23 protein-coding genes are annotated in these 17,418 nt (G+C 57.8%); 13 read left to right on the forward strand and 10 right to left on the reverse strand.

The genetic code is table 11. The annotated features are described in order from the left end of the window. The first annotated feature begins 14 nt into the window (after nucleotides 1-14). Entirely contained in the window at nucleotides 15-1,202 is a 1,188-nt protein-coding gene (locus tag ABLN87_RS07685; RefSeq protein ID WP_353008740.1) for a GNAT family N-acetyltransferase, read from the forward strand. Then, nucleotides 1,199-1,492, forward strand: a complete 294-nt coding sequence (locus tag ABLN87_RS07690) for a 4a-hydroxytetrahydrobiopterin dehydratase (protein WP_353008741.1) — start codon at nucleotides 1,199-1,201, stop codon at nucleotides 1,490-1,492. Before ABLN87_RS07685 ends, ABLN87_RS07690 begins: the two co-directional genes overlap by 4 nt. On the opposite strand, the gene ABLN87_RS07695 is transcribed toward ABLN87_RS07690, so the two are convergent. From ABLN87_RS07695 to ABLN87_RS07710, 4 genes are all read right to left on the reverse strand, one after another. After that, entirely contained in the window at nucleotides 1,489-1,800 is a 312-nt protein-coding gene (locus ABLN87_RS07695) for a hypothetical protein (RefSeq protein ID WP_353008742.1), read from the reverse strand. The genes ABLN87_RS07690 and ABLN87_RS07695 overlap by 4 nt on opposite strands. Nucleotides 1,801-1,824: 24 nt before the next feature. Beyond that, nucleotides 1,825-2,187, reverse strand: coding sequence for a hypothetical protein (locus ABLN87_RS07700; RefSeq protein WP_353008744.1), 363 nt, complete (start codon nucleotides 2,185-2,187; stop codon nucleotides 1,825-1,827). Further along, complete coding sequence (locus ABLN87_RS07705) at nucleotides 2,181-2,426, reverse strand: glycine zipper 2TM domain-containing protein (protein WP_353008745.1); 246 nt, start codon at nucleotides 2,424-2,426, stop codon at nucleotides 2,181-2,183. The genes ABLN87_RS07700 and ABLN87_RS07705 overlap by 7 nt, the downstream gene beginning before the upstream one ends. A gap of 103 nt (nucleotides 2,427-2,529) precedes the next feature. Beyond that, a complete protein-coding gene (locus tag ABLN87_RS07710) occupies nucleotides 2,530-3,015 on the reverse strand; it encodes a peroxiredoxin (protein WP_353008747.1) in 486 nt (161 codons plus the stop codon). A gap of 99 nt (nucleotides 3,016-3,114) precedes the next feature. On the opposite strand from ABLN87_RS07710, the gene ABLN87_RS07715 reads away from it, so the two are divergent. From ABLN87_RS07715 to ABLN87_RS07730, 4 genes are all read left to right on the forward strand, one after another. Further along, nucleotides 3,115-4,326 (forward strand): NAD(P)/FAD-dependent oxidoreductase, encoded by a 1,212-nt coding sequence (locus ABLN87_RS07715; RefSeq protein WP_353008748.1) that lies wholly within the window; start codon nucleotides 3,115-3,117, stop codon nucleotides 4,324-4,326. After that, a complete protein-coding gene (gene rsmD, locus ABLN87_RS07720; protein WP_353008749.1) occupies nucleotides 4,323-4,883 on the forward strand; it encodes a 16S rRNA (guanine(966)-N(2))-methyltransferase RsmD in 561 nt (186 codons plus the stop codon). Before ABLN87_RS07715 ends, rsmD begins: the two co-directional genes overlap by 4 nt. Before the next feature lie 86 nt (nucleotides 4,884-4,969). Further along, entirely contained in the window at nucleotides 4,970-5,605 is a 636-nt protein-coding gene (locus ABLN87_RS07725) for an HAD family hydrolase (RefSeq protein WP_353008751.1), read from the forward strand. A 23-nt stretch (nucleotides 5,606-5,628) separates the two neighbouring features. Next, nucleotides 5,629-5,808: a hypothetical protein gene (locus ABLN87_RS07730; protein WP_353008752.1), complete on the forward strand. Its 180-nt coding sequence runs from the start codon at nucleotides 5,629-5,631 to the stop codon at nucleotides 5,806-5,808. Here the strand turns inward: ABLN87_RS07730 and map are convergent. The 3 genes from map to sfsA form a co-directional block, all read right to left on the reverse strand. After that, nucleotides 5,796-6,608, reverse strand: coding sequence for a type I methionyl aminopeptidase (gene map, locus ABLN87_RS07735; protein ID WP_353008753.1), 813 nt, complete (start codon nucleotides 6,606-6,608; stop codon nucleotides 5,796-5,798). The two genes, ABLN87_RS07730 and map, sit on opposite strands and share 13 nt — an antisense overlap. A 139-nt stretch (nucleotides 6,609-6,747) precedes the next feature. Beyond that, nucleotides 6,748-7,275, reverse strand: coding sequence for a GNAT family N-acetyltransferase (locus tag ABLN87_RS07740; protein WP_353008754.1), 528 nt, complete (start codon nucleotides 7,273-7,275; stop codon nucleotides 6,748-6,750). Between the two features lie 63 nt (nucleotides 7,276-7,338). Then, nucleotides 7,339-8,055, reverse strand: a complete 717-nt coding sequence (gene sfsA, locus ABLN87_RS07745; RefSeq protein ID WP_353008756.1) for a DNA/RNA nuclease SfsA — start codon at nucleotides 8,053-8,055, stop codon at nucleotides 7,339-7,341. Between the two features lie 49 nt (nucleotides 8,056-8,104). On the opposite strand from sfsA, the gene ABLN87_RS07750 reads away from it, so the two are divergent. Genes ABLN87_RS07750 through ABLN87_RS07765 form a run of 4 tightly spaced genes read left to right on the forward strand, consistent with a single transcriptional unit; the run spans nucleotide 8,105 to nucleotide 11,022 of the window. Then, nucleotides 8,105-8,827 (forward strand): competence/damage-inducible protein A, encoded by a 723-nt coding sequence (locus tag ABLN87_RS07750; RefSeq protein ID WP_353008757.1) that lies wholly within the window; start codon nucleotides 8,105-8,107, stop codon nucleotides 8,825-8,827. Then, on the forward strand, nucleotides 8,824-9,534 hold the full coding sequence (locus ABLN87_RS07755; protein WP_353008758.1) for a GNAT family N-acetyltransferase: 711 nt from the start codon (nucleotides 8,824-8,826) through the stop codon (nucleotides 9,532-9,534). The genes ABLN87_RS07750 and ABLN87_RS07755 overlap by 4 nt, the downstream gene beginning before the upstream one ends. Before the next feature lie 16 nt (nucleotides 9,535-9,550). Further along, nucleotides 9,551-10,123 carry a peroxidase-related enzyme gene (locus ABLN87_RS07760; RefSeq protein WP_353008760.1) on the forward strand — a complete coding sequence of 191 codons (573 nt, stop codon included), beginning with the start codon at nucleotides 9,551-9,553 and terminating at the stop codon, nucleotides 10,121-10,123. Then, nucleotides 10,120-11,022: an OmpA family protein gene (locus tag ABLN87_RS07765; protein WP_353008762.1), complete on the forward strand. Its 903-nt coding sequence runs from the start codon at nucleotides 10,120-10,122 to the stop codon at nucleotides 11,020-11,022. The genes ABLN87_RS07760 and ABLN87_RS07765 overlap by 4 nt, the downstream gene beginning before the upstream one ends. On the opposite strand, the gene ABLN87_RS07770 is transcribed toward ABLN87_RS07765, so the two are convergent. After that, nucleotides 11,015-11,977, reverse strand: coding sequence for a sodium-dependent bicarbonate transport family permease (locus tag ABLN87_RS07770; RefSeq protein ID WP_353008764.1), 963 nt, complete (start codon nucleotides 11,975-11,977; stop codon nucleotides 11,015-11,017). The two genes, ABLN87_RS07765 and ABLN87_RS07770, sit on opposite strands and share 8 nt — an antisense overlap. Before the next feature lie 99 nt (nucleotides 11,978-12,076). On the opposite strand from ABLN87_RS07770, the gene ABLN87_RS07775 reads away from it, so the two are divergent. Continuing rightward, a complete protein-coding gene (locus ABLN87_RS07775; protein ID WP_353008765.1) occupies nucleotides 12,077-12,994 on the forward strand; it encodes a LysR substrate-binding domain-containing protein in 918 nt (305 codons plus the stop codon). Nucleotides 12,995-13,045: 51 nt separating this feature from the next. Here ABLN87_RS07775 and ABLN87_RS07780 read toward each other — a convergent pair whose 3' ends face one another. Next, nucleotides 13,046-13,951 carry a LysR family transcriptional regulator gene (locus tag ABLN87_RS07780; protein ID WP_170533810.1) on the reverse strand — a complete coding sequence of 302 codons (906 nt, stop codon included), beginning with the start codon at nucleotides 13,949-13,951 and terminating at the stop codon, nucleotides 13,046-13,048. Between the two features lie 226 nt (nucleotides 13,952-14,177). On the opposite strand from ABLN87_RS07780, the gene ABLN87_RS07785 reads away from it, so the two are divergent. Further along, nucleotides 14,178-14,618 (forward strand): DUF4399 domain-containing protein, encoded by a 441-nt coding sequence (locus ABLN87_RS07785; protein ID WP_353008766.1) that lies wholly within the window; start codon nucleotides 14,178-14,180, stop codon nucleotides 14,616-14,618. A gap of 73 nt (nucleotides 14,619-14,691) precedes the next feature. Further along, the gene (locus ABLN87_RS07790) at nucleotides 14,692-15,300 is read left to right on the forward strand and encodes a LysE family translocator (RefSeq protein ID WP_353008767.1); all 609 of its coding nucleotides are present in this window, start codon (nucleotides 14,692-14,694) and stop codon (nucleotides 15,298-15,300) included. Between the two features lie 6 nt (nucleotides 15,301-15,306). Here ABLN87_RS07790 and ABLN87_RS07795 read toward each other — a convergent pair whose 3' ends face one another. Further along, a complete protein-coding gene (locus ABLN87_RS07795; protein ID WP_353008768.1) occupies nucleotides 15,307-17,334 on the reverse strand; it encodes an NADPH-dependent 2,4-dienoyl-CoA reductase in 2,028 nt (675 codons plus the stop codon). Between the last annotated feature and the right edge of the window lie 84 nt (nucleotides 17,335-17,418).

The following is a 17,418-nucleotide window of genomic DNA, read 5'->3' on the forward strand; positions in this document are numbered from 1 at the left end:
GACGCGGAGGGTACATGGATCAGGCGCAGATCGAAGTTCAGGTACTGAGCTCACTGTCGCAGATTTCTGCGGCAGAGTGGGATGGTTGCGCTTGCCCCGAGGCGGCAGATGGCGGGCGCCCTCTGGATCCGTTCACCACTCATCGGTTTCTGTTGGCACTTGAAAACAGCGGGTCGGTTGGGTCGGGAACTGGCTGGCATCCGCAATACCTGACCAGCTATCTGGACGGAATGCTGATCGCTGCCGCACCGATGTATGCAAAGTCGCACAGTCAGGGTGAATACATCTTCGACCATAGCTGGGCGCATGCCTATGAAAATGCGGGCGGGCGGTACTATCCCAAACTGCAAATTGCCGTTCCCTTCACGCCTGCAACCGGGCGGCGGTTTCTGGTGCGACCGGGCTATGAGGCGATTGGCATGTCCGCGCTGGTGCAGGGCGCGGTAAAACTGGCGGCCGACAATCAGGTCTCCTCTCTGCACGCAACCTTCTGTACCGAGGATGAGGCGCTTGCGGGCGAGCAGATGGGCCTGATGCTGCGCAGCTCGCAGCAATTTCACTGGCTGAACGACGAATATGCGGATTTCGACGGGTTTCTCGCTGCTCTGTCGTCGCGCAAACGCAAGAATATCCGCAAAGAACGGGCGCAAGCGAACGGGTTTAGTGGTGACATCATCACTTTGACCGGGTCAGAGCTGCGGCCCGAGCATTGGGATGCGTTCTGGCGGTTCTATCAGGACACCGGAGCACGGAAATGGGGCTCACCCTATCTGACGCGGCAGTTCTTTGACATCGCACAGGAAACGATGGCGGATGATATGGCGCTGGTTCTTGCCATGCGCGATGGTTATCCGATTGCAGGGGCGCTGAATTTTATCGGGCGCGAAACGCTCTATGGTCGGTATTGGGGCTGTATCGAACATCATGCCTGCCTGCATTTCGAACTGTGCTACTACCGGGCCATTGATTTTGCGATTGCGCAGGGTTTGTTGCGGGTCGAGGCAGGTGCGCAGGGCGAGCATAAATTGGCGCGCGGCTATCTGCCGACGCGCACGCATAGCTTGCATTGGGTCGGTGATCCGGGTTTTGCTGACGCTGTGAAAAGATATCTGGACGCCGAAGGCCGCGCCGTAGGAGAAGAGATTGAGATTCTGACCGATTACGGACCCTTCAGAAAATCGAACCCGGAGGAACAGCAATGACCGAGCTTTTGTCAACCGAGACCCGAGGCCCCCTTTTGGATCCGCTGTTCAGCAACGGCTGGACCATGGTTGAAGGCCGGGATGCAATCACCAAGACCTTTAGCTTCGACAATTTTGTTGCCGCTTTTGGCTGGATGACTCAGGTGGCGATCTGGGCTGAGAAGTGGAACCATCACCCGGAATGGTTCAACGTCTACCGGACGGTCGAAGTTGTGCTGTCCACCCACGATGTGGGCGGTTTGTCGTCTCTGGATGCCAAACTGGCGCGCAAGATGGACAGCCTGATCTAGCCCCGATCCCCGCGCGATCCCATTCCACCAGCCAATGAGGCGACAACGCCCATCTGTTCGAACTCGGCCGGTGTCACGGTTCCGTCGCTGACATTTATGTTGCCCGGAATTCCGGTTGTGCGGTTGCCAACCTGTCGCACGCTGCGCGCGGCCGGATCAATATCCAGACACTTCGTGTTGTAGCAGGTCAAACCGCTGGCATTGATCTGAATACGGGACTGCCCATCCGGCCCGGCGACGACGGGGGCCTGCGGCACATCACATGCGGCGAGCACAGACAGCGCCCCAAAGGCGATCCATTTGTTCATACCGCGCTCCTGTTCAGAGTTGGCCTAGTCCAGCTGGCCGTTTCCGTCCTGATCCGCAGTGGTGAAATCGTTCTCCATCTGCGCGTCGTATTCTGCCCTTGAGATAAAGCTATCGTCGTTCCGGTCAACGTTTTGAAACTGTTTGATGTCCAGAAACGGCTTGGCCTCATCCAATCCCAGCGTGCCATTCTTGTCCTCATCCATGGTCTGAAACGCGTAGTCGGAAAAGGCGTTGAATTCGTCCTTGGACAGGAACCCGTCATTGTTGGCATCAATGGCGTTCAGTTCTTTTTCGTGCAGTTCAGCCACGGTTTCAGCACTTGCGACACCGGCCAGTGCCACGGATGCGATCAGCAAAAGCGGTTTCATTTTCAATGCTTTCAACATGCGAACCTCTGCCCTTCGATGCCACCCGCAGCAGCGCCTGCCGCAGTCAGAATGGTTTTGCCGGAGCCGCCCCCGAACTGATTGCCGATTGCGCCGCCGATCAACGCGCCACCCAATGTGCCACCGAGGCAGGCGATTTCATGCTGGCGCGCGGCTTGTTGTTGTGGGGTCGGGGCCGGGCCGCAGGCGGCCAAAGCGCCAGTACAGAGCGCGCAGAGGGTTAAAAATCTGAGTTTCATCAATCAACTCCCGTGTTTATGCGTCAAGTATTCGCGTAACGGGGTGTTGTCGCAAGTTAAATAGGGTTCATCTGGCCCCGACACGGGCCGAGGCCAGATCGGTTCAGATTGCGTCCAGCAGGGCCTCACCAGCCGAGACTTCGCAAACCCCGGGGTTTTCTTCCAGGTTCAGCGCGACGACCTTGCCATCCTCGACCAGCATCGCATAGCGTTTGGACCGCGCGATCAGGCCCACGGGCGGTGCATCGAAATCCATGCCGAGGGCTTTGGTGAATTCCGATGTCGCATCGCCCAGCATGGTCAGCCCCGCCGCCGTGGCGCCGGTGGATTCGCCCCAGGCATGCATGACGAACGGATCGTTAACAGAAATGCAGATCACCTCGTCTACACCTTTTGCGTCGAACTGATCCTTGGTCCGGATAAAGCTGGGCACATGGGCAGTGGTGCATGTGCCGGTATAGGCGCCGGGGACTGCAAAAATCACGACCTTGCGTCCATTGGTTTTGTCTGAAATGCGCACCTCTTCCGGGCCGTCCGCGCCCATTTGCGTCAGTGTTGCATCGGGCAGAGTGTCACCTGTTGAAATCATTTCTTACCTCCTGTCGTTTGGATTTGCAGAGTCGGGCTTTGCCGCAATATAGGTGGTCGCGTGGATGAGACCATGGTAATTCGACAGGGTGGGAGGAACATGAGCCATATTGTCGTGATCGGTGCCGGACAGGCAGGCGCTTCGCTTGTCGCGCGGCTGCGCAAGGATGGGTTTGATGGTGACATCACGCTGATCGGGGCGGAACCGCATCTGCCCTACCAGCGCCCACCCCTCTCCAAGGCTTATCTACTGGGTGAAATGGAATTGGAGCGTCTTTTCCTGCGGCCCGAGAGCTTCTACGCCGAGAATAATATCACTTTGCGTTTGGGGCAGCGTGTCACCGCAATTGATCCGCAGGCAAAGACCGTTACGGTTGGCAATGATGTCATTTCCTACGACGAACTGGCACTGACCACCGGATCGGACCCGCGCTACCTTCCCGCCTCGATTGGCGGTGATCTGCAAGGCGTGCATGTGGTGCGCGATCTGGCGCATATCGACGATATGGAGCCTCGTGTCACCGATGGCGCACGCGCGTTGATCGTGGGTGGTGGTTATATTGGGCTTGAGGCAGCAGCCGTTTGTGCCAAGCGCGGGGTCAAAGTGACTCTGGTCGAGATGGCCGAGCGTATCTTGCAACGCGTCGCTGCGAAGGAAACCAGCGATTATTTCCGCGCATTGCACAGCGAATACGGTGCGGATATCCGCGAAGGCGTTGGGTTGGATCGGTTGGTCGGTGACAACGGCAGAGTGGTCGGAGCGGTTTTGACGGACGGGTCCGAGATCGAGGTAGATTTTGTTGTTGTCGGTGTTGGCATCGCCCCATCGACGCAACTGGCCGAGATGGCGGGGCTGGAACTGGACAACGGGATTAAAACCAACGCCCACGGCCGCACCTCTGACCCGTCGATCTGGGCGGCAGGCGATTGCGCCTCATTCCCGCATGGCGAAGGGCGTATTCGTCTGGAGAGCGTCCCAAACGCTATCGATCAGGCCGAGATCGTCGCTCAGAACATGTTGGGTGCCTCCAAGGACTACACCGCAACCCCGTGGTTCTGGTCGGATCAGTATGACGTCAAGCTGCAGATTGCCGGGCTGAACACGGGGTATGACCGCGTGGTAACCCGTAAGGGTGAAGGCGCCACAGTGTCCTTCTGGTACTACAAGGGCGACCAGTTGATCGCGGTCGACGCCATGAACGACCCTCGCGCCTATATGGTTGGCAAACGCCTGATCGATGCGGGCAAGACGGCTGATCCATCCGTGGTCGCGGACCCGGAAGCGGACCTGAAGCCGCTGCTTAAAGCGTGAGGATCATCGCCGGAGACTTCCGAGGCCGCGCCTTGGCCTCGATTGGCAAAGGCGATGCGGGCGCGCATCTGCGCCCCACTACCGACCGGGTGCGCGAAAGCCTGTTCAACGTCCTGACGCATCAGATCGACTTCGATGGTCTGCGCGTGTTAGACCTGTTTGCAGGCACCGGCGCATTGGGGCTTGAGGCGCTGTCGCGTGGGGCAGCGCATATCACGTTTGTGGATGACGGGCGGGTTGCGCAGGGTTTGATCCGCAAGAACATCGCGCTGACAAACAGTGCTGATCGTACCGATTTGGTACGTCGGGACGCGACGCGGCTGGGCGACAACCCGTACGCCCCTTATGATCTGATCTTTCTGGACCCGCCCTATGGTAAGGCGCTGGGCCAAAAGGCGGTGGCTGCCCTTGCCGCCGGTGGATGGGCGGCTGATGACGCCTTGCTGGTTTGGGAGGAAAACGCACCCATGGCAGCGCCTGATGGGTTTAGCCGGTCCGACAGCCGGAAGTACGGAGATACTCATATCTCCTTGATATGGCGAAATGTTTCAAACTGAAACCTGTTGCGCGAACTGATGCCGCTTGCCGATTTGCGCATTAACCTGCGCTCGGGTACGACGATCGAAAAGCAGACGGAGGCTTCATGCACGATCTGGTCATTTTCGATTGCGATGGCGTTCTGGTCGACAGTGAGCCGCTGTCCAATCGGGTTCTGGTAGACAACCTTGCCCGCTATGGACTGGATCTTACTCTGGAAGACAGCGTTGGTTTTTTCTTGGGCGGTACAATGGCCGGCGTGCGCGACAAAGCACGTGCACTAGGGGCTGATTTGCCCGAAGACTGGATCGATGAAGTCTATTCGGAAACCTACGAGCGTCTGCGTCAGGGCGTGGCATTGATGCCGGGTATTCGGGACTTGCTTGATCGGCTCGACCACCACGGTATCCCATTCTGCGTGGCCTCAAATGGCAGTCCGGACAAGATGGCGATCACACTGGGGCAGAACGGGCTTTGGGATCGGTTTCAGGGTGCCATGTTCTCGGCCCACGAACTTGGGACTGCAAAACCGGACCCAGAGATGTTTCTGCTGGCCGCGAAGCAGTTCGACGCGTCCACACCCGTCGTGATTGAAGACAGCCAGAATGGTGTGACTGCCGCGGTACGCGCAGGCATGCGGTGCCTTGCCTTTGTACCAGAGGGTCACGGCGCCAAATTGGCGGAGATCGGGGCAGAGGTTTTTCACGACATGAACGTGGTGCCGGATCTTTTGGGAATTTGACACACCCGTGCTAGTGTCGGGTTATGGACCGCGTACTGAACCCACCGATTTGGTCATTTTCGCAGGATGCCGATGTCAGCCCGGCCCCCGATCACAAGCCGATGCGCGCACCTGTTTTCATTCACGACGCGGTAATCCCATGGCGAGATGAAACGCTGTTGCTCAAGCTGCTACGCGAACAGGCCGTCGATCAGGACGAATAGGTCGGATGGTACTTCCCGCCGGGTGAGAGTGTGAAGATCTCCACCCCATCGGCTGTCACACCCACGGAATGCTCAAACTGCGCGGACAAGGATTTGTCGCGGGTTACGGCAGTCCAGTCATCGGCCAGCGTTTTGGTTTCCGGGCGGCCCAGATTGACCATCGGTTCGATGGTGAAGAACATACCTTCTTCCAGAACCGCTCCGGTTCCCGGACGCCCATAATGCAGGACGTTTGGCGGTGCATGGAACACACGGCCCAACCCATGGCCGCAAAAATCGCGGACAACGCTCATCCGGTGCGCCTCAACATAGGCCTGAATCGCATGGCCGACGTCACCGAACGTGTTACCGGGTTTGACCATCTCGATGCCCTTGAACAGCGCATCATGGGTGACCTGGATCAGACGTTCGGCTTTGCGGGGCAGTTTTCCCGCCACATACATGCGCGAGGTGTCACCGAACCAACCATCGACAACGACAGTCACGTCGATATTCAGGATATCGCCATCTTTCAGCTTCTTGTCGCCGGGAATGCCGTGGCAGACCACGTGGTTCACGCTGATGCAGCTGGCGTGCTGATAGCCTTTGTAGCCGATGGTTGCCGAGGTCGCGCCCGCATCCTCGACCATCTGCGTGATCAACCCGTCAAGCGCGCCGGTTGTCTGACCGGGAAACACATGATCGGCAATATCGTCGAGTATCCGCGCAGCCAAGGCCCCTGCCGCATGCATGCCGGCAAAGTCACCCTGTTCATAGATACGGATGCCGTCCTTCGTCATACGGCCGCGATGCTCTTTCATCGACGCTAAGCTCCAAATGTGTCGCGCAGCACTCTATTTACGCTGCTTGTGCAGAAAGTTCCAGAGGGCGCGGGGCTGTGGCTCCTAAATTGGCGGGTGTGTCGCAGTGTTCAAATGCCGCCAGCAAGGGCGTGTTGCCTTAAATTTCTTTCACGAAGTAGTGCATATGCGGGCGCAGCATAGGTTGGTCTTTGTAGGTTGTCGTCTCAATTACTTCATCCACTTCGACGAAGCCCAGTTTTGGATAAAGGCTGCGCATTTCGACATTGGGTGTAAGCGTATCGGCAACCAATCGTGTCAGACCCATCGTGCGTGCGGCCTTTTCTCGGGCTTCGATCAGTGCTTTTCCGGTGCCTGTTCCTCTTGCGCTCTCAACAACAAAAACTCTCTTGAGTTCACCAGTCTGGTCATCAAGCCGTTTCAGCATACCACATCCGATGATTTCACCGGCGGCATCTCGCGCCACAACGATGCAGCCGTTCGGAGGCAGATAGTCGTTCGAATTGGCCCAGAATTCGGCCATTGCGCTTTCGGGTGCGGCCGGGTCTATGTCGAAACCCATATCCTGCATTCGTTGGACGATGAGGCGATAATACTGCGATAAAATGCTACTGAATGCGTCCTTTTCCGGTAACTCGGTACAGGTTTCAATTGATACTTCTACCATCAAGGGGCTCCTAGCTGGCCGTACTGGCTTTTGCCTCGAACAGGTTTCGCCGACATCCTGCGATCATATCTTGGTTTCGGATCCGATGCAGGCATTTGTATCAACCCAAACGCCCTCGGGCGTTATCCGAGTGCGATAGACCAGCCGTTCCACCCCTTGCGCCTGAGCTAACTCAAACGCCGCCGCATAGGCTGGATCAATGTCTGCGGCCAGCGCGAAGCGTTCGCAATCGGTGCGTTGCACCAGATACAGCATGACCGCCCGGTGCCCCTGCCCGACCATCTCGGCCAACTCGCCCAGATGTTTGGTGCCGCGTGCGGTGACGCTGTCGGGGAACTCGGCCAGACCGGTTTGGCGGGACAGGGTGACGCTTTTGACCTCGACATAAGCATCTGGCAGGTCAGGCCCGCTGAGTAGGAAGTCGATGCGGCTGTTCTGGCCGTATTTCACCTCGGCCCGTACGGTATCATAAGCGGCCAGTTCAGGAATCTCACCCGACTGCAACGCCAGACGCAGGGCCTTGTTCGGCACGGATGTATCGACCCCGGTGAAATGTCCGTTCTCATGATCGACCAGCCGCCAGCCGTATTTCAGCTTTTTCTTGGGATCGTCGTTGGGCTCTAGCCAGATTTTCTGCCCGGTTTCCGCCAGCCCCATCATCGAACCGGGATTGGCGCAATGGGCGGTGACCTCGCTGCCGTCCTCCAGCGTGCAATCGGCCAGAAAGCGTTTGTAGCGGCGGATCAGGCGGGCAGGGACAAGAGGGGTTTCAAATCGCATAGCCTAGGGCCTATACCTGCCCCAAAGGTCGATCAAGAGGGGACGTTCCATGGCCAATCCAACCGCTGCAATGCTGGTGATCGGGGATGAGATTCTGTCGGGCCGGACGCGCGATGCGAATATGCACTACCTCGCTGGCGAACTGACCAAACACGGTATCGACTTGAACGAGGTGCGCATTGTCAGCGATGATGCCTCGGCGATTGAGGCCGCTGTCAAGGCTTTGTCCGGCAGCTATGACAACGTGTTCACCAGCGGCGGTATCGGCCCGACCCATGATGACATCACCGCCGATTGCATTGCGCGAGCCTTTGGGGCGCATATCGATGTACGGGATGATGCAAGGGCCCTGTTGCAGGCACATTATGACAAATCGGGGTTAAAGCTGAACGAGGCCCGCCTGCGTATGGCCCGCATCCCGGACGGGGCGGTTTTGATCGACAACCCGGTCTCAACCGCGCCGGGCTTTACCATTGGAAACGTCCATGTCATGGCCGGGGTGCCGTCGGTGTTTCAGGCCATGGTGGCCAGCGTTTTGCCCAAGCTAACCGGAGGCAGCCCGCTCTTGTCTCAGACCCTGCGTGTGGACCGCGGGGAGGGTGACATCGCGGCGACTTTGGCCTCTTTGGCGGATGCTTATGATGACCTGTCGATCGGTTGCTACCCGTTCCAGATCAACGGGGCTTTCGGTGCAAATGTCGTGATCCGAGGCGCCGAGGGCACGCGCATCGACGCTGCCATGACCCAACTGGCAAAAGAGCTGGACTTGTGAGCGTCAATTGGGCTGAGGTTGTCGATGGCACATGGCCTGCTGCCAGCTATAAGCAGTCAGGTCCATTTCAACTGCGCCAAGGGCAGGGCGGTGGGTCGCGGGTTTCGGCAGCCAGCGTCATAGGTCCGGTCAGCGAAGCGGATATTGATGCAGCAGAACAGGCGATGCTGGCCATGGGGCAAAAGAGCATCTTTTGCCTGCGTCCGGGTGATGAGGCGCTGGATGCGCAACTTGCAGTGCGCGGCTATCAGGTGCTGGACCCGGTTAACATTTATGCCTGCCCCGTCTCACATCTGACGGACAGGCCGATCCCTCTGGTCACGGTTTTCCAGATTTGGGAACCTTTGGCGATCATGCGGGAAATTTGGGCAACCGGCGGCATCGGCCCCGAACGGGTGGCGGTGATGGAACGTGCCAAAGGTCCCAAAACCAGCCTGCTCTTGCGTCATTCGGATCAACCTTGCGGAGCTGCATTTGTTGCGATGCACGAGGACATCGCCATGCTGCACGCGCTTGAGATTCTGCCAGATCACCGACGGCAGGGTATGGGCGAATGGACGATGCGGGCCGCTGCGATCTGGGGGCGCGACAACGGTGCGCAAACGCTCAGCGTGATCTGTACCAAGGCGAACCAAGGGGCAAATGGTCTCTACCGCGCGCTTGGGATGGAGATCGTGGGCGAATACCATTACCGTCAGCTTATCTGACGAAGAGAGGCACCCCGTGACACAACCAGATATGCCCACAGCGCTGGACCTGCCGATGGTCGATCCGCTGCCGCCCGAGACGCAGAAATACTTTGATATCTGTGTCGAGAAACTGGGCATGGTGCCGAATGTGCTAAGGGCCTATGCGTTCGATATCGATAAGCTGAACGCCTTTACCACCATGTATAATGACCTGATGCTGGCCGATAGCGGGCTGTCCAAGCTGGAACGTGAGATGATCGCGGTTGTCGTCTCGTCAATCAACAAATGCTTCTATTGCCTCGTTGCCCATGGTGCGGCGGTGCGGCAATTGTCGGGCGATCCGCAGTTGGGAGAGATGCTGGCGATGAACTATCGCGTTGCGCCTCTGGATACGCGTCAGCGTGCCATGCTGGATTTTGCGGCTAAAATGACCAAGGCCAGCGCCGAGATTGAAGAGCCTGACCGCCAGCATCTGCGCGATGTGGGGTTTAGCGACCGAGACATCTGGGACATCGCCAATGTGGCCGGTTTCTTCAACATGTCCAACAGGGTCGCCAGCGCCACCGCCATGGCACCAAACCCAGAATATCACGCGCAATTTCGATGATCCGAGCGCTTATATCTGTCTTTTTGGCCCTCGCCGGACCGTTGGCGGCGCAAGAACTGACCTTGCCGCAGACGGCACAGCAGATCAGCGACCGCAGTTCGACCCTGGACAGCTATGATCTGCCGACCGGGCCGTTTGCAGATGGGGCTGTGCCATCACGGACCGTTGAAGGGCAGGTTGAGCGATACACATGGCGTCTGCAGGCCGGGTCAAGCACGACCCTGCAGTTGCTGGCCCCGTTGCGGGATCAAATCGAAGCGCAAGGATATGAGATCCTTTTCGAATGCGAGGCGCGCGTCTGTGGCGGTTTTGACTTTCGGTTTGGAACCGAGGTCGTCCCCACACCCGACATGTATGTTGCGATTCAGGACTACCGGTTTCTGGCAGCACAGAAAGGGCAAACCGTGCTGAGCCTGCTGGTCAGCCGGGACACGCCCGACGGCTATGTGCAAATGATCCGCGTCACCCCTTTTGACGCGCCCGCACCCGCGCCAATCGTTGTCGAACAATCCGTCGATGGGGGCCAAGGCCTCTTGGCCGAGCTACAGCAAAACGGGCACGTCATTCTGGACGACCTGCATTTCCGCACCGGTGAGGTGGCGCTGGGCGACGGTCCGTTTGCCTCGCTTGCCCTGCTGGCCGGATTTTTGACAGATAATCCAGGCCTGCGTTTGGCGCTGGTTGGCAACACCGATGACACTGGTGATCTAGTTGCCAACATTCGGGTCAGCACACGCCGGGCCGAGGCGGTTCGTAGCAGGTTGATCGAAGCTTATGGCGTCGCAGCTGACCGGATTGAAGCGCAGGGCGTGGGTTATCTTGCCCCGATAACCACGAACGCGACGCCCGAAGGGCGAGACCTGAACCGCCGGGTCGAGGCTGTTTTGCTGGTCAACTGACCCACCACAGGTAAAGCGGCAAGCCGACGGTGATGTTGAACGGGAACGAGACACCCAACGAAAGCGTCAGGTAAATCCCGGATTCGGCCTTCGGTAGCGCGATTTTCATGGCAGCCGGAACCGCGATGTATGAGGCTGAAGCCGACAGCACCATGAACAGGAACAAGCTGCCCTGTGGCAAACCGATCATGGCTCCGACCGCCCAAGCCATCATTGCGCCGATCAGAGGCATCAGAACACCAAAGGCGAACAGACCGACCGACAGTTTGTCCCGATTGTTGACTAGGCTGCGTCCAGCCGACAGACCCATATCCAGCAGAAACAGGCACAGGATGCCGGTAAAAGGTGTGACAATGAAGGGTGCGATCATCTGCATTCCTTCACCACCCGTAATGGCGCCGATCAGAAACGCACCGGTGAGCAGCACAATCGAGCCATTGGCCAGCAGGTCCCGCCAAAGTTTGTCATTCTTGACACCATTGTTGCCGGCCTTATGAGCGAGCCACAGCGCCGACAGAATAGCCGGGACTTCCATCGCTGCTGCAACGGCCACCATGAACCCGTCATGAGCCAGGCCCACCAAATCCAGCAAGCTGGTTGCGGTGACAAATGTCACAATCGAGATGGAACCATAGTGCCCCGCCACCGCAGCAGCGTTAAGCGGGTCTAGCCGTGTCATGACCCTGAGCATGCCAAATGCGACGAAAGGGATCACGAATGACAAGGCAACCCCGCCAAGCAAGGTCAGGAACAGTTGCAGGTGAATACCGTGTGCCGCCAAGCTGGCACCGCCTTTGAAACCGATTGCCAGCAATAGATAAAGCGACATGAATTTGGCCGCGCCCGCCGGTATCGATAGATCGCTGCGCACGAAGGCCGCCAAAAGCCCGAGGGCGAAGAATAATATGGTGGGCACCAGCAGGTTGCTGGATAGCGTTTCGATCACTCCGGGCATTTTGTAGCTCCTGTTCCCTCGGTTTGGGGTTAGGTGCCTTGCAAATTCTTTTTCGCCAAATACTATCTTACTAAATTATAGATAGTTTTAGGCTATATAATGCGCCCAACCTTGCGTCAGCTGGAGTACATCGTCACGGTCAGCCGCCTTGGGCGGTTCAGCCTGGCGGCTGAGGTGCTGAATGTCAGTCAACCCAGCATGTCAACGCAAATTGCGACGGTAGAACAAGAGCTTGGCATTCGCATCTTCGACCGCAACCGTGGTGGAATTCAGGTCACAACAAAAGGGGAAGAGTTTATCTCGCGCGCGCAGAAGATCCTTGCAGACGTAAAAGACCTGCGCCACGCGATGACCAATGATATGCCCGTTGGGGGAAGGTTGAGACTGGGCGTCCTGCCTTCGATTGGGCCATATTTGTTGCCACAAGCGATCAAAGAGGTGCATCGGCAGCGCCCCGGGCTGCGCATTGTCGTACGTGAGGAAAACACGTTGGATCTGGAGCAGGGCCTGAAATCCGGTCGATTTGATCTGATCCTGTCAACGCCCGAAGACCATGCCAACACCCTGCAACACCGTTTGTTCAACGAAACGCTTTGGATCGCCGTGGCAGTTGATGACGTGTTGGCACAAGATATCCATGGTGTCAGCGCCGCAGATTTGCAGAACCGATTGTTCCTGACCCTTGATCAGAGTCATCGCTTATCGCGCATCGTCTACGGATTGGCAGCAGAATGTGGAGGAGTCGTTTCGGATGAATATGAGGGCACGACCCTCGATTCCATTGTCCTTATGGCGGCGTCGGGTGTAGGCGTTGCTATCCTGCCTGACCTTTTCGCCCGCAGACAGGGGATTTACCGTGACGAAGTGCGGTTGCGTCCGTTGTCCATTCCCAATGCCAATCGCGATATCGCCCTGCTGGCGCGCAACTCTGAAAACCCACCGCTGGGTCAAAATGTGCTGACAGAGGCGTTGCGCTCTTCCGCTCGGTCCATGGGGTTGTCGATCATCGAACCATAAAAAAAGACCCGCACATTTCTGCACGGGCCGTTCCAGTTCACAGGGAGAAACTTACCAATCCATCGGACCCTTCTCGTTGAAGGATTCGACCAGAAAATCAATGAATGCGCGCACTTTCGGCTGGGTAAAGCGGCCGGGAGGATAGACCGCATATACCCCCTGCACCTCATCCGGTAGCGATGGCATGGCATCCAGCACAAGGCCAGATTTTAACGCATCCGCATACAGGTAACTGGGCAGGTGGGCGATGCCCAAGCCCGAAATTGCGGCATTCAAAAGGGACTGTCCGTCATTCACACTTAGCCAGCCGGCGGTGCGGACTTGCCGTTTTTCACCCGAAGGTGCGGTCAGTTTCCACACACTGCCCGAGGATTGGCTGGAGTAGTGCAGCAGTTTGTGTTCGTTCAGATCGTCGATCTTTTGCGGGCGTCCGAACTTTTCGATGTAGCTGGGCGCCGCGACCATGCGTTTGACGGTTTCTGTCAACTTGCGGGCGCGCAGGGTGCTGTCTTCCAGCTCTCCAATGCGGACCGCCACGTCAAAGCCTTCGGATATCAGCTCAACATATCGGTTGTTCAAAACCATGTTCACGGTGATGTCGGGATAGGCTGACAGAAATTCGGACAGCACGGGCGACAGGTGATTGACGCCAAAATCGGTCGCAACGCTGATGCGCAGCAGGCCTGATGGCGCCGATTGCATCGAAGTGACCAGCGCATCCGCCTCGCCCGCATCATTAAGGACGCGGCGCGCGCGGTCATAATAGGCCAGCCCGATCTCGGTTGGTGAAACCCGGCGCGTCGTGCGGTTCAACAGCCGTGCACCCAGCCGCGCCTCAAGGCTCGACACGTGTTTCGACACTGCCGATTTGGAGATACCCATCTTCTTGGCCGCATCGGTGAAGCCACCTTGGTCCACCACGTTGGCGAAGGCTTCCATTTCGGTCAGTCGATCCATACTCGTTCCCCAGGTCTTGCTCTCGAAGGTGATATTGGTTCCGAATCTGGGCGGAAACGGGGCAGACATGGGATAATATCAGGGTTTTGAATCGGATCGTTTGCAGTTCAGAAACGCGGAAACAGTGGTTTCCGATCCGTCAGCAGCGGCGATAAGCACCGAATTCTACATAATTTCGCGTTTATGCTATGGTCAGAATGGCAATTTTGTGACCTGGGAGGAGTTAATGAAATCGTTTCTATTCACCGCCGCGTTCTGTCTGAGCGCAAGTTTTGTCTGGGCTGGAGGCGAGACCGCGTCGAATCCCGATGCCAAGGTCTATTTTGTGAATCTTGCGGATGGCGACAGTGTTAAATCTCCGGTCACTGTCGTCTTTGGCCTCAGCGGAATGGGTGTCGCGCCTGCGGGAACTGAGGCCGAGAACACAGGCCATCACCACCTGCTGATCAACCGCCCACCGATTGGTGAGGGCGAAGACGGCGCGGATGAGTTGGCCTATGGCCTGCCCGCCGACGACAATCATATCCATTTTGGCGGCGGCCAGACCGAGGTGACATTGGACCTGCCTGCCGGACAGCATACGCTGCAACTGGTGCTGGGGGATGCGGGCCACGTGCCGCATAGTCCACCTGTGGTGTCCGAGGTGATCACGATTACCGTGGAATAAGCGGCGCGTTCGCGGCCACTGTTTACATCCCATCAGAAGTGATGAACTCTGCGCGGATTAGTCGGAGGGGACCATGTCGCTTGAGTTTCTATTCACGTCTTTGATCATTGTGCTATTGCCCGGTACGGGTGTGATCTACACGTTGGCGATTGGCCTCGGGCGTGGGTTCCGCGCCAGCGTCGCGGCAGCGGTTGGGTGTACCATTGGTATTCTTCCAGCAGCTTTGGCAAGCATCGTTGGTCTGGCGGCACTGTTACATACAAGCGCTTTGGCCTTTCAGGTGCTCAAATACCTTGGAGTGTTGTACCTGTTCTATATGGCTTGGGGTATTCTTCGCGATGGCGGCGCGATGGAAGTGAATGCGGATAAATCCACCCGAAGCTACCTTAAGATCGCCGTGACCGGCACGTTGATCAACGTGTTGAATCCCAAACTGTCGCTGTTCTTTCTAGCCTTCCTGCCTCAATTCTTACCCGCAGACACAGCCCATGCGGGTCTGGCGCTGGTTCAACTTGCTGCTGTCTTTATGGTAATGACGTTTGTTGTCTTCGTTATGTATGGCGCGTGCGCTGCGTTCGCGCGTGACTATATCGTCCAACGACCATCGGTCATGGCATGGATCAAACGCTGCTTTGCCACCACCTTTGGTGCGCTTGGGGTCAAGCTTGCCCTGTCTGACTGACAGCGCCTAAAGCGCTGCCGCCAACCTTGTCCCCTGGTTGATTGCCCGTTTGGCATCCAGTTCGGCCGCCACATCGGCGCCACCGATCACATGCGGGGTGATCCCGCGATCAATCAGCGCGTCGGCGAGGCTGCGGTCCGAGACCTGACCTGCACACAGGACAATCGTGTCCGCTGCAATCACCGTGGGATCGGCGCGCTCTTCGCCAAAGCTGACATGTAGGCCATCTTCGTCGACCCGCTCGTAGTTCACGCCACCGACAAAGTTGACATCCTTCATCTTCAGAGTCGCGCGGTGAATCCAACCCGTAGTCTTGCCCAACCCTTTACCATGCGCCTGCTTCTTGCGTTGCAGCAGGGTGATCTGACGGGCTGGCGCTTCGGGCTGCGGTCCTTCGGGCGCAAGGCCCGAGCGGTGTTCGGCAGGGTCCGTCACACCCCATTCCTTCATCCACTGCGGTAGGTCGGTGGTGGCACTGTGCCCGTCCTCCAGCAGGAATTCAGAAACATCAAACCCGATGCCGCCTGCGCCAATCACAGCCGCTGATTTCCCGACATCGGCCTTGTCGCGCAACACTTCGATATAGCTGAGCACATTGTCCCGATCCTGACCGGGGATTTCCGGATCGCGAGGGGTAACGCCGGTGGCGATGACCACTTCATCAAAGCCTGTCAGGTCATCCACGCCGACTTCGCGGTTTAGTTCCACGTTTACACCCAGATCATCCATCATGGTGCGGTACCAGTCGACAAGGCCCCAGAACTCCTCTTTCCCCGGAACCTGCTTGGCCATGTTGAGTTGCCCGCCAACCTCAGGCGCGCGGTCGAACAGGGTAACGCTGTGTCCGCGTTGGGCCGCGGTCATCGCAGTGGACAGACCTGCGGGGCCAGCGCCTACGACGGCTACGGATTTCGGTGCTTCGGCTTTCTCGATCACCAATTCGGTCTCGTGGCAGGCGCGCGGGTTGACCAGGCACGAGGTCAGCTTGCCGCTGAACGTGTGATCCAGACAGGCCTGATTGCAGGCAATGCAGGGCGCGATTTGCGCCGACTGCCCCGCGATGGCCTTGTTCACAAAATCCGCATCCGCCAGCATGGGCCGGGCCAGCGACACCATGTCGGCGCAGCCGGTGGCCAGCACCTCTTCGGCCACTTCAGGCGTGTTGATCCGGTTCGAGGTGATGATCGGGATCGATACCTTACCCATCAGCTTCTTGGTCACCCAGGCGAAGGCCGCGCGGGGGACGCTGGTTGCGATGGTTGGTATGCGCGCCTCATGCCAACCGATACCGGTGTTGATGATCGTGGCCCCGGCCTTTTCAATCTCTTGCGCCAGTTGCACAACCTCGTCATGGGTCGAGCCATTGGGAACTAGATCGATCATCGACAGGCGGTAGATGATGATGAAATCCGTGCCCACAGCCTCGCGCGTGCGGCGCACTACCTCAATCGGCAGGCGCATGCGGTTTTCATAAGAACCGCCCCAGCGATCCTCGCGCTTATTGGTGTGCGTTACCAGGAACTGGTTCAGAAAGTACCCTTCGGACCCCATGATCTCGACCCCGTCATAACCTGCCTGCTGGGCCAAGCGGGCCGCGTTGACGATATCGCTGATCTGCTTCTCAATGCCGTCTTCGTCCAGCTCATGAGGGGGGAAAGGAGAAATCGGGGATTTCACCGGGCTGGGGGCAACGCATTTCGGGCCATAGGCATAGCGCCCGGCGTGCAGAATCTGCATTGCGATCTTGCCACCTGCTTCATGTACACGCTGTGTCACGATGGAATGGTTCGCCACTTCCTTATCATTGGTCATCATCGATGCGCCGGGCAGAACCGAGCCTTCGAGGTTCGGACCAATGCCACCTGTTACCATCAACGCCACGCCGCCACGCGCCCGATCCGCATAGAATTCAGCCACCCGGTTCCAGTCACCGGTTTCCTCAAGGCCGGTATGCATTGAGCCCATCAGCACGCGGTTTTTTAAGGTGGTAAAGCCCAGATCCAGCGGGGCCAGCATGTTTGGGTACGCAGTCATGGCAAAACTCTCCCTCCCGAAGTTGCGGTCTAAATTGACGTGCGCGTCACCTTTGTCACGCGAAACCTAACGTCACCCCCTTTG

The sequence above is a fragment of the Ruegeria sp. SCP10 genome, from assembly GCF_040329495.1.
Classification (GTDB): Bacteria; Pseudomonadota; Alphaproteobacteria; order Rhodobacterales; family Rhodobacteraceae; genus Ruegeria.

Coding starts and splice junctions, on each gene's coding strand:
- ABLN87_RS07685 (WP_353008740.1), top strand. CDS start 15: ATGGATCAGGCGCAGATCGAAGTTCAGGTACTGAGCTCACTGTCGCAG.
- ABLN87_RS07690 (WP_353008741.1), top strand. CDS start 1,199: ATGACCGAGCTTTTGTCAACCGAGACCCGAGGCCCCCTTTTGGATCCG.
- ABLN87_RS07695 (WP_353008742.1), bottom strand. CDS start 1,800: ATGAACAAATGGATCGCCTTTGGGGCGCTGTCTGTGCTCGCCGCATGT.
- ABLN87_RS07700 (WP_353008744.1), bottom strand. CDS start 2,187: ATGTTGAAAGCATTGAAAATGAAACCGCTTTTGCTGATCGCATCCGTG.
- ABLN87_RS07705 (WP_353008745.1), bottom strand. CDS start 2,426: ATGAAACTCAGATTTTTAACCCTCTGCGCGCTCTGTACTGGCGCTTTG.
- ABLN87_RS07710 (WP_353008747.1), bottom strand. CDS start 3,015: ATGATTTCAACAGGTGACACTCTGCCCGATGCAACACTGACGCAAATG.
- ABLN87_RS07715 (WP_353008748.1), top strand. CDS start 3,115: ATGAGCCATATTGTCGTGATCGGTGCCGGACAGGCAGGCGCTTCGCTT.
- ABLN87_RS07725 (WP_353008751.1), top strand. CDS start 4,970: ATGCACGATCTGGTCATTTTCGATTGCGATGGCGTTCTGGTCGACAGT.
- ABLN87_RS07730 (WP_353008752.1), top strand. CDS start 5,629: ATGGACCGCGTACTGAACCCACCGATTTGGTCATTTTCGCAGGATGCC.
- map (WP_353008753.1), bottom strand. CDS start 6,608: ATGAAAGAGCATCGCGGCCGTATGACGAAGGACGGCATCCGTATCTAT.
- ABLN87_RS07740 (WP_353008754.1), bottom strand. CDS start 7,275: ATGGTAGAAGTATCAATTGAAACCTGTACCGAGTTACCGGAAAAGGAC.
- sfsA (WP_353008756.1), bottom strand. CDS start 8,055: ATGCGATTTGAAACCCCTCTTGTCCCTGCCCGCCTGATCCGCCGCTAC.
- ABLN87_RS07750 (WP_353008757.1), top strand. CDS start 8,105: ATGGCCAATCCAACCGCTGCAATGCTGGTGATCGGGGATGAGATTCTG.
- ABLN87_RS07765 (WP_353008762.1), top strand. CDS start 10,120: ATGATCCGAGCGCTTATATCTGTCTTTTTGGCCCTCGCCGGACCGTTG.
- ABLN87_RS07770 (WP_353008764.1), bottom strand. CDS start 11,977: ATGCCCGGAGTGATCGAAACGCTATCCAGCAACCTGCTGGTGCCCACC.
- ABLN87_RS07775 (WP_353008765.1), top strand. CDS start 12,077: ATGCGCCCAACCTTGCGTCAGCTGGAGTACATCGTCACGGTCAGCCGC.
- ABLN87_RS07780 (WP_170533810.1), bottom strand. CDS start 13,951: ATGGATCGACTGACCGAAATGGAAGCCTTCGCCAACGTGGTGGACCAA.
- ABLN87_RS07785 (WP_353008766.1), top strand. CDS start 14,178: ATGAAATCGTTTCTATTCACCGCCGCGTTCTGTCTGAGCGCAAGTTTT.
- ABLN87_RS07790 (WP_353008767.1), top strand. CDS start 14,692: ATGTCGCTTGAGTTTCTATTCACGTCTTTGATCATTGTGCTATTGCCC.
- ABLN87_RS07795 (WP_353008768.1), bottom strand. CDS start 17,334: ATGACTGCGTACCCAAACATGCTGGCCCCGCTGGATCTGGGCTTTACC.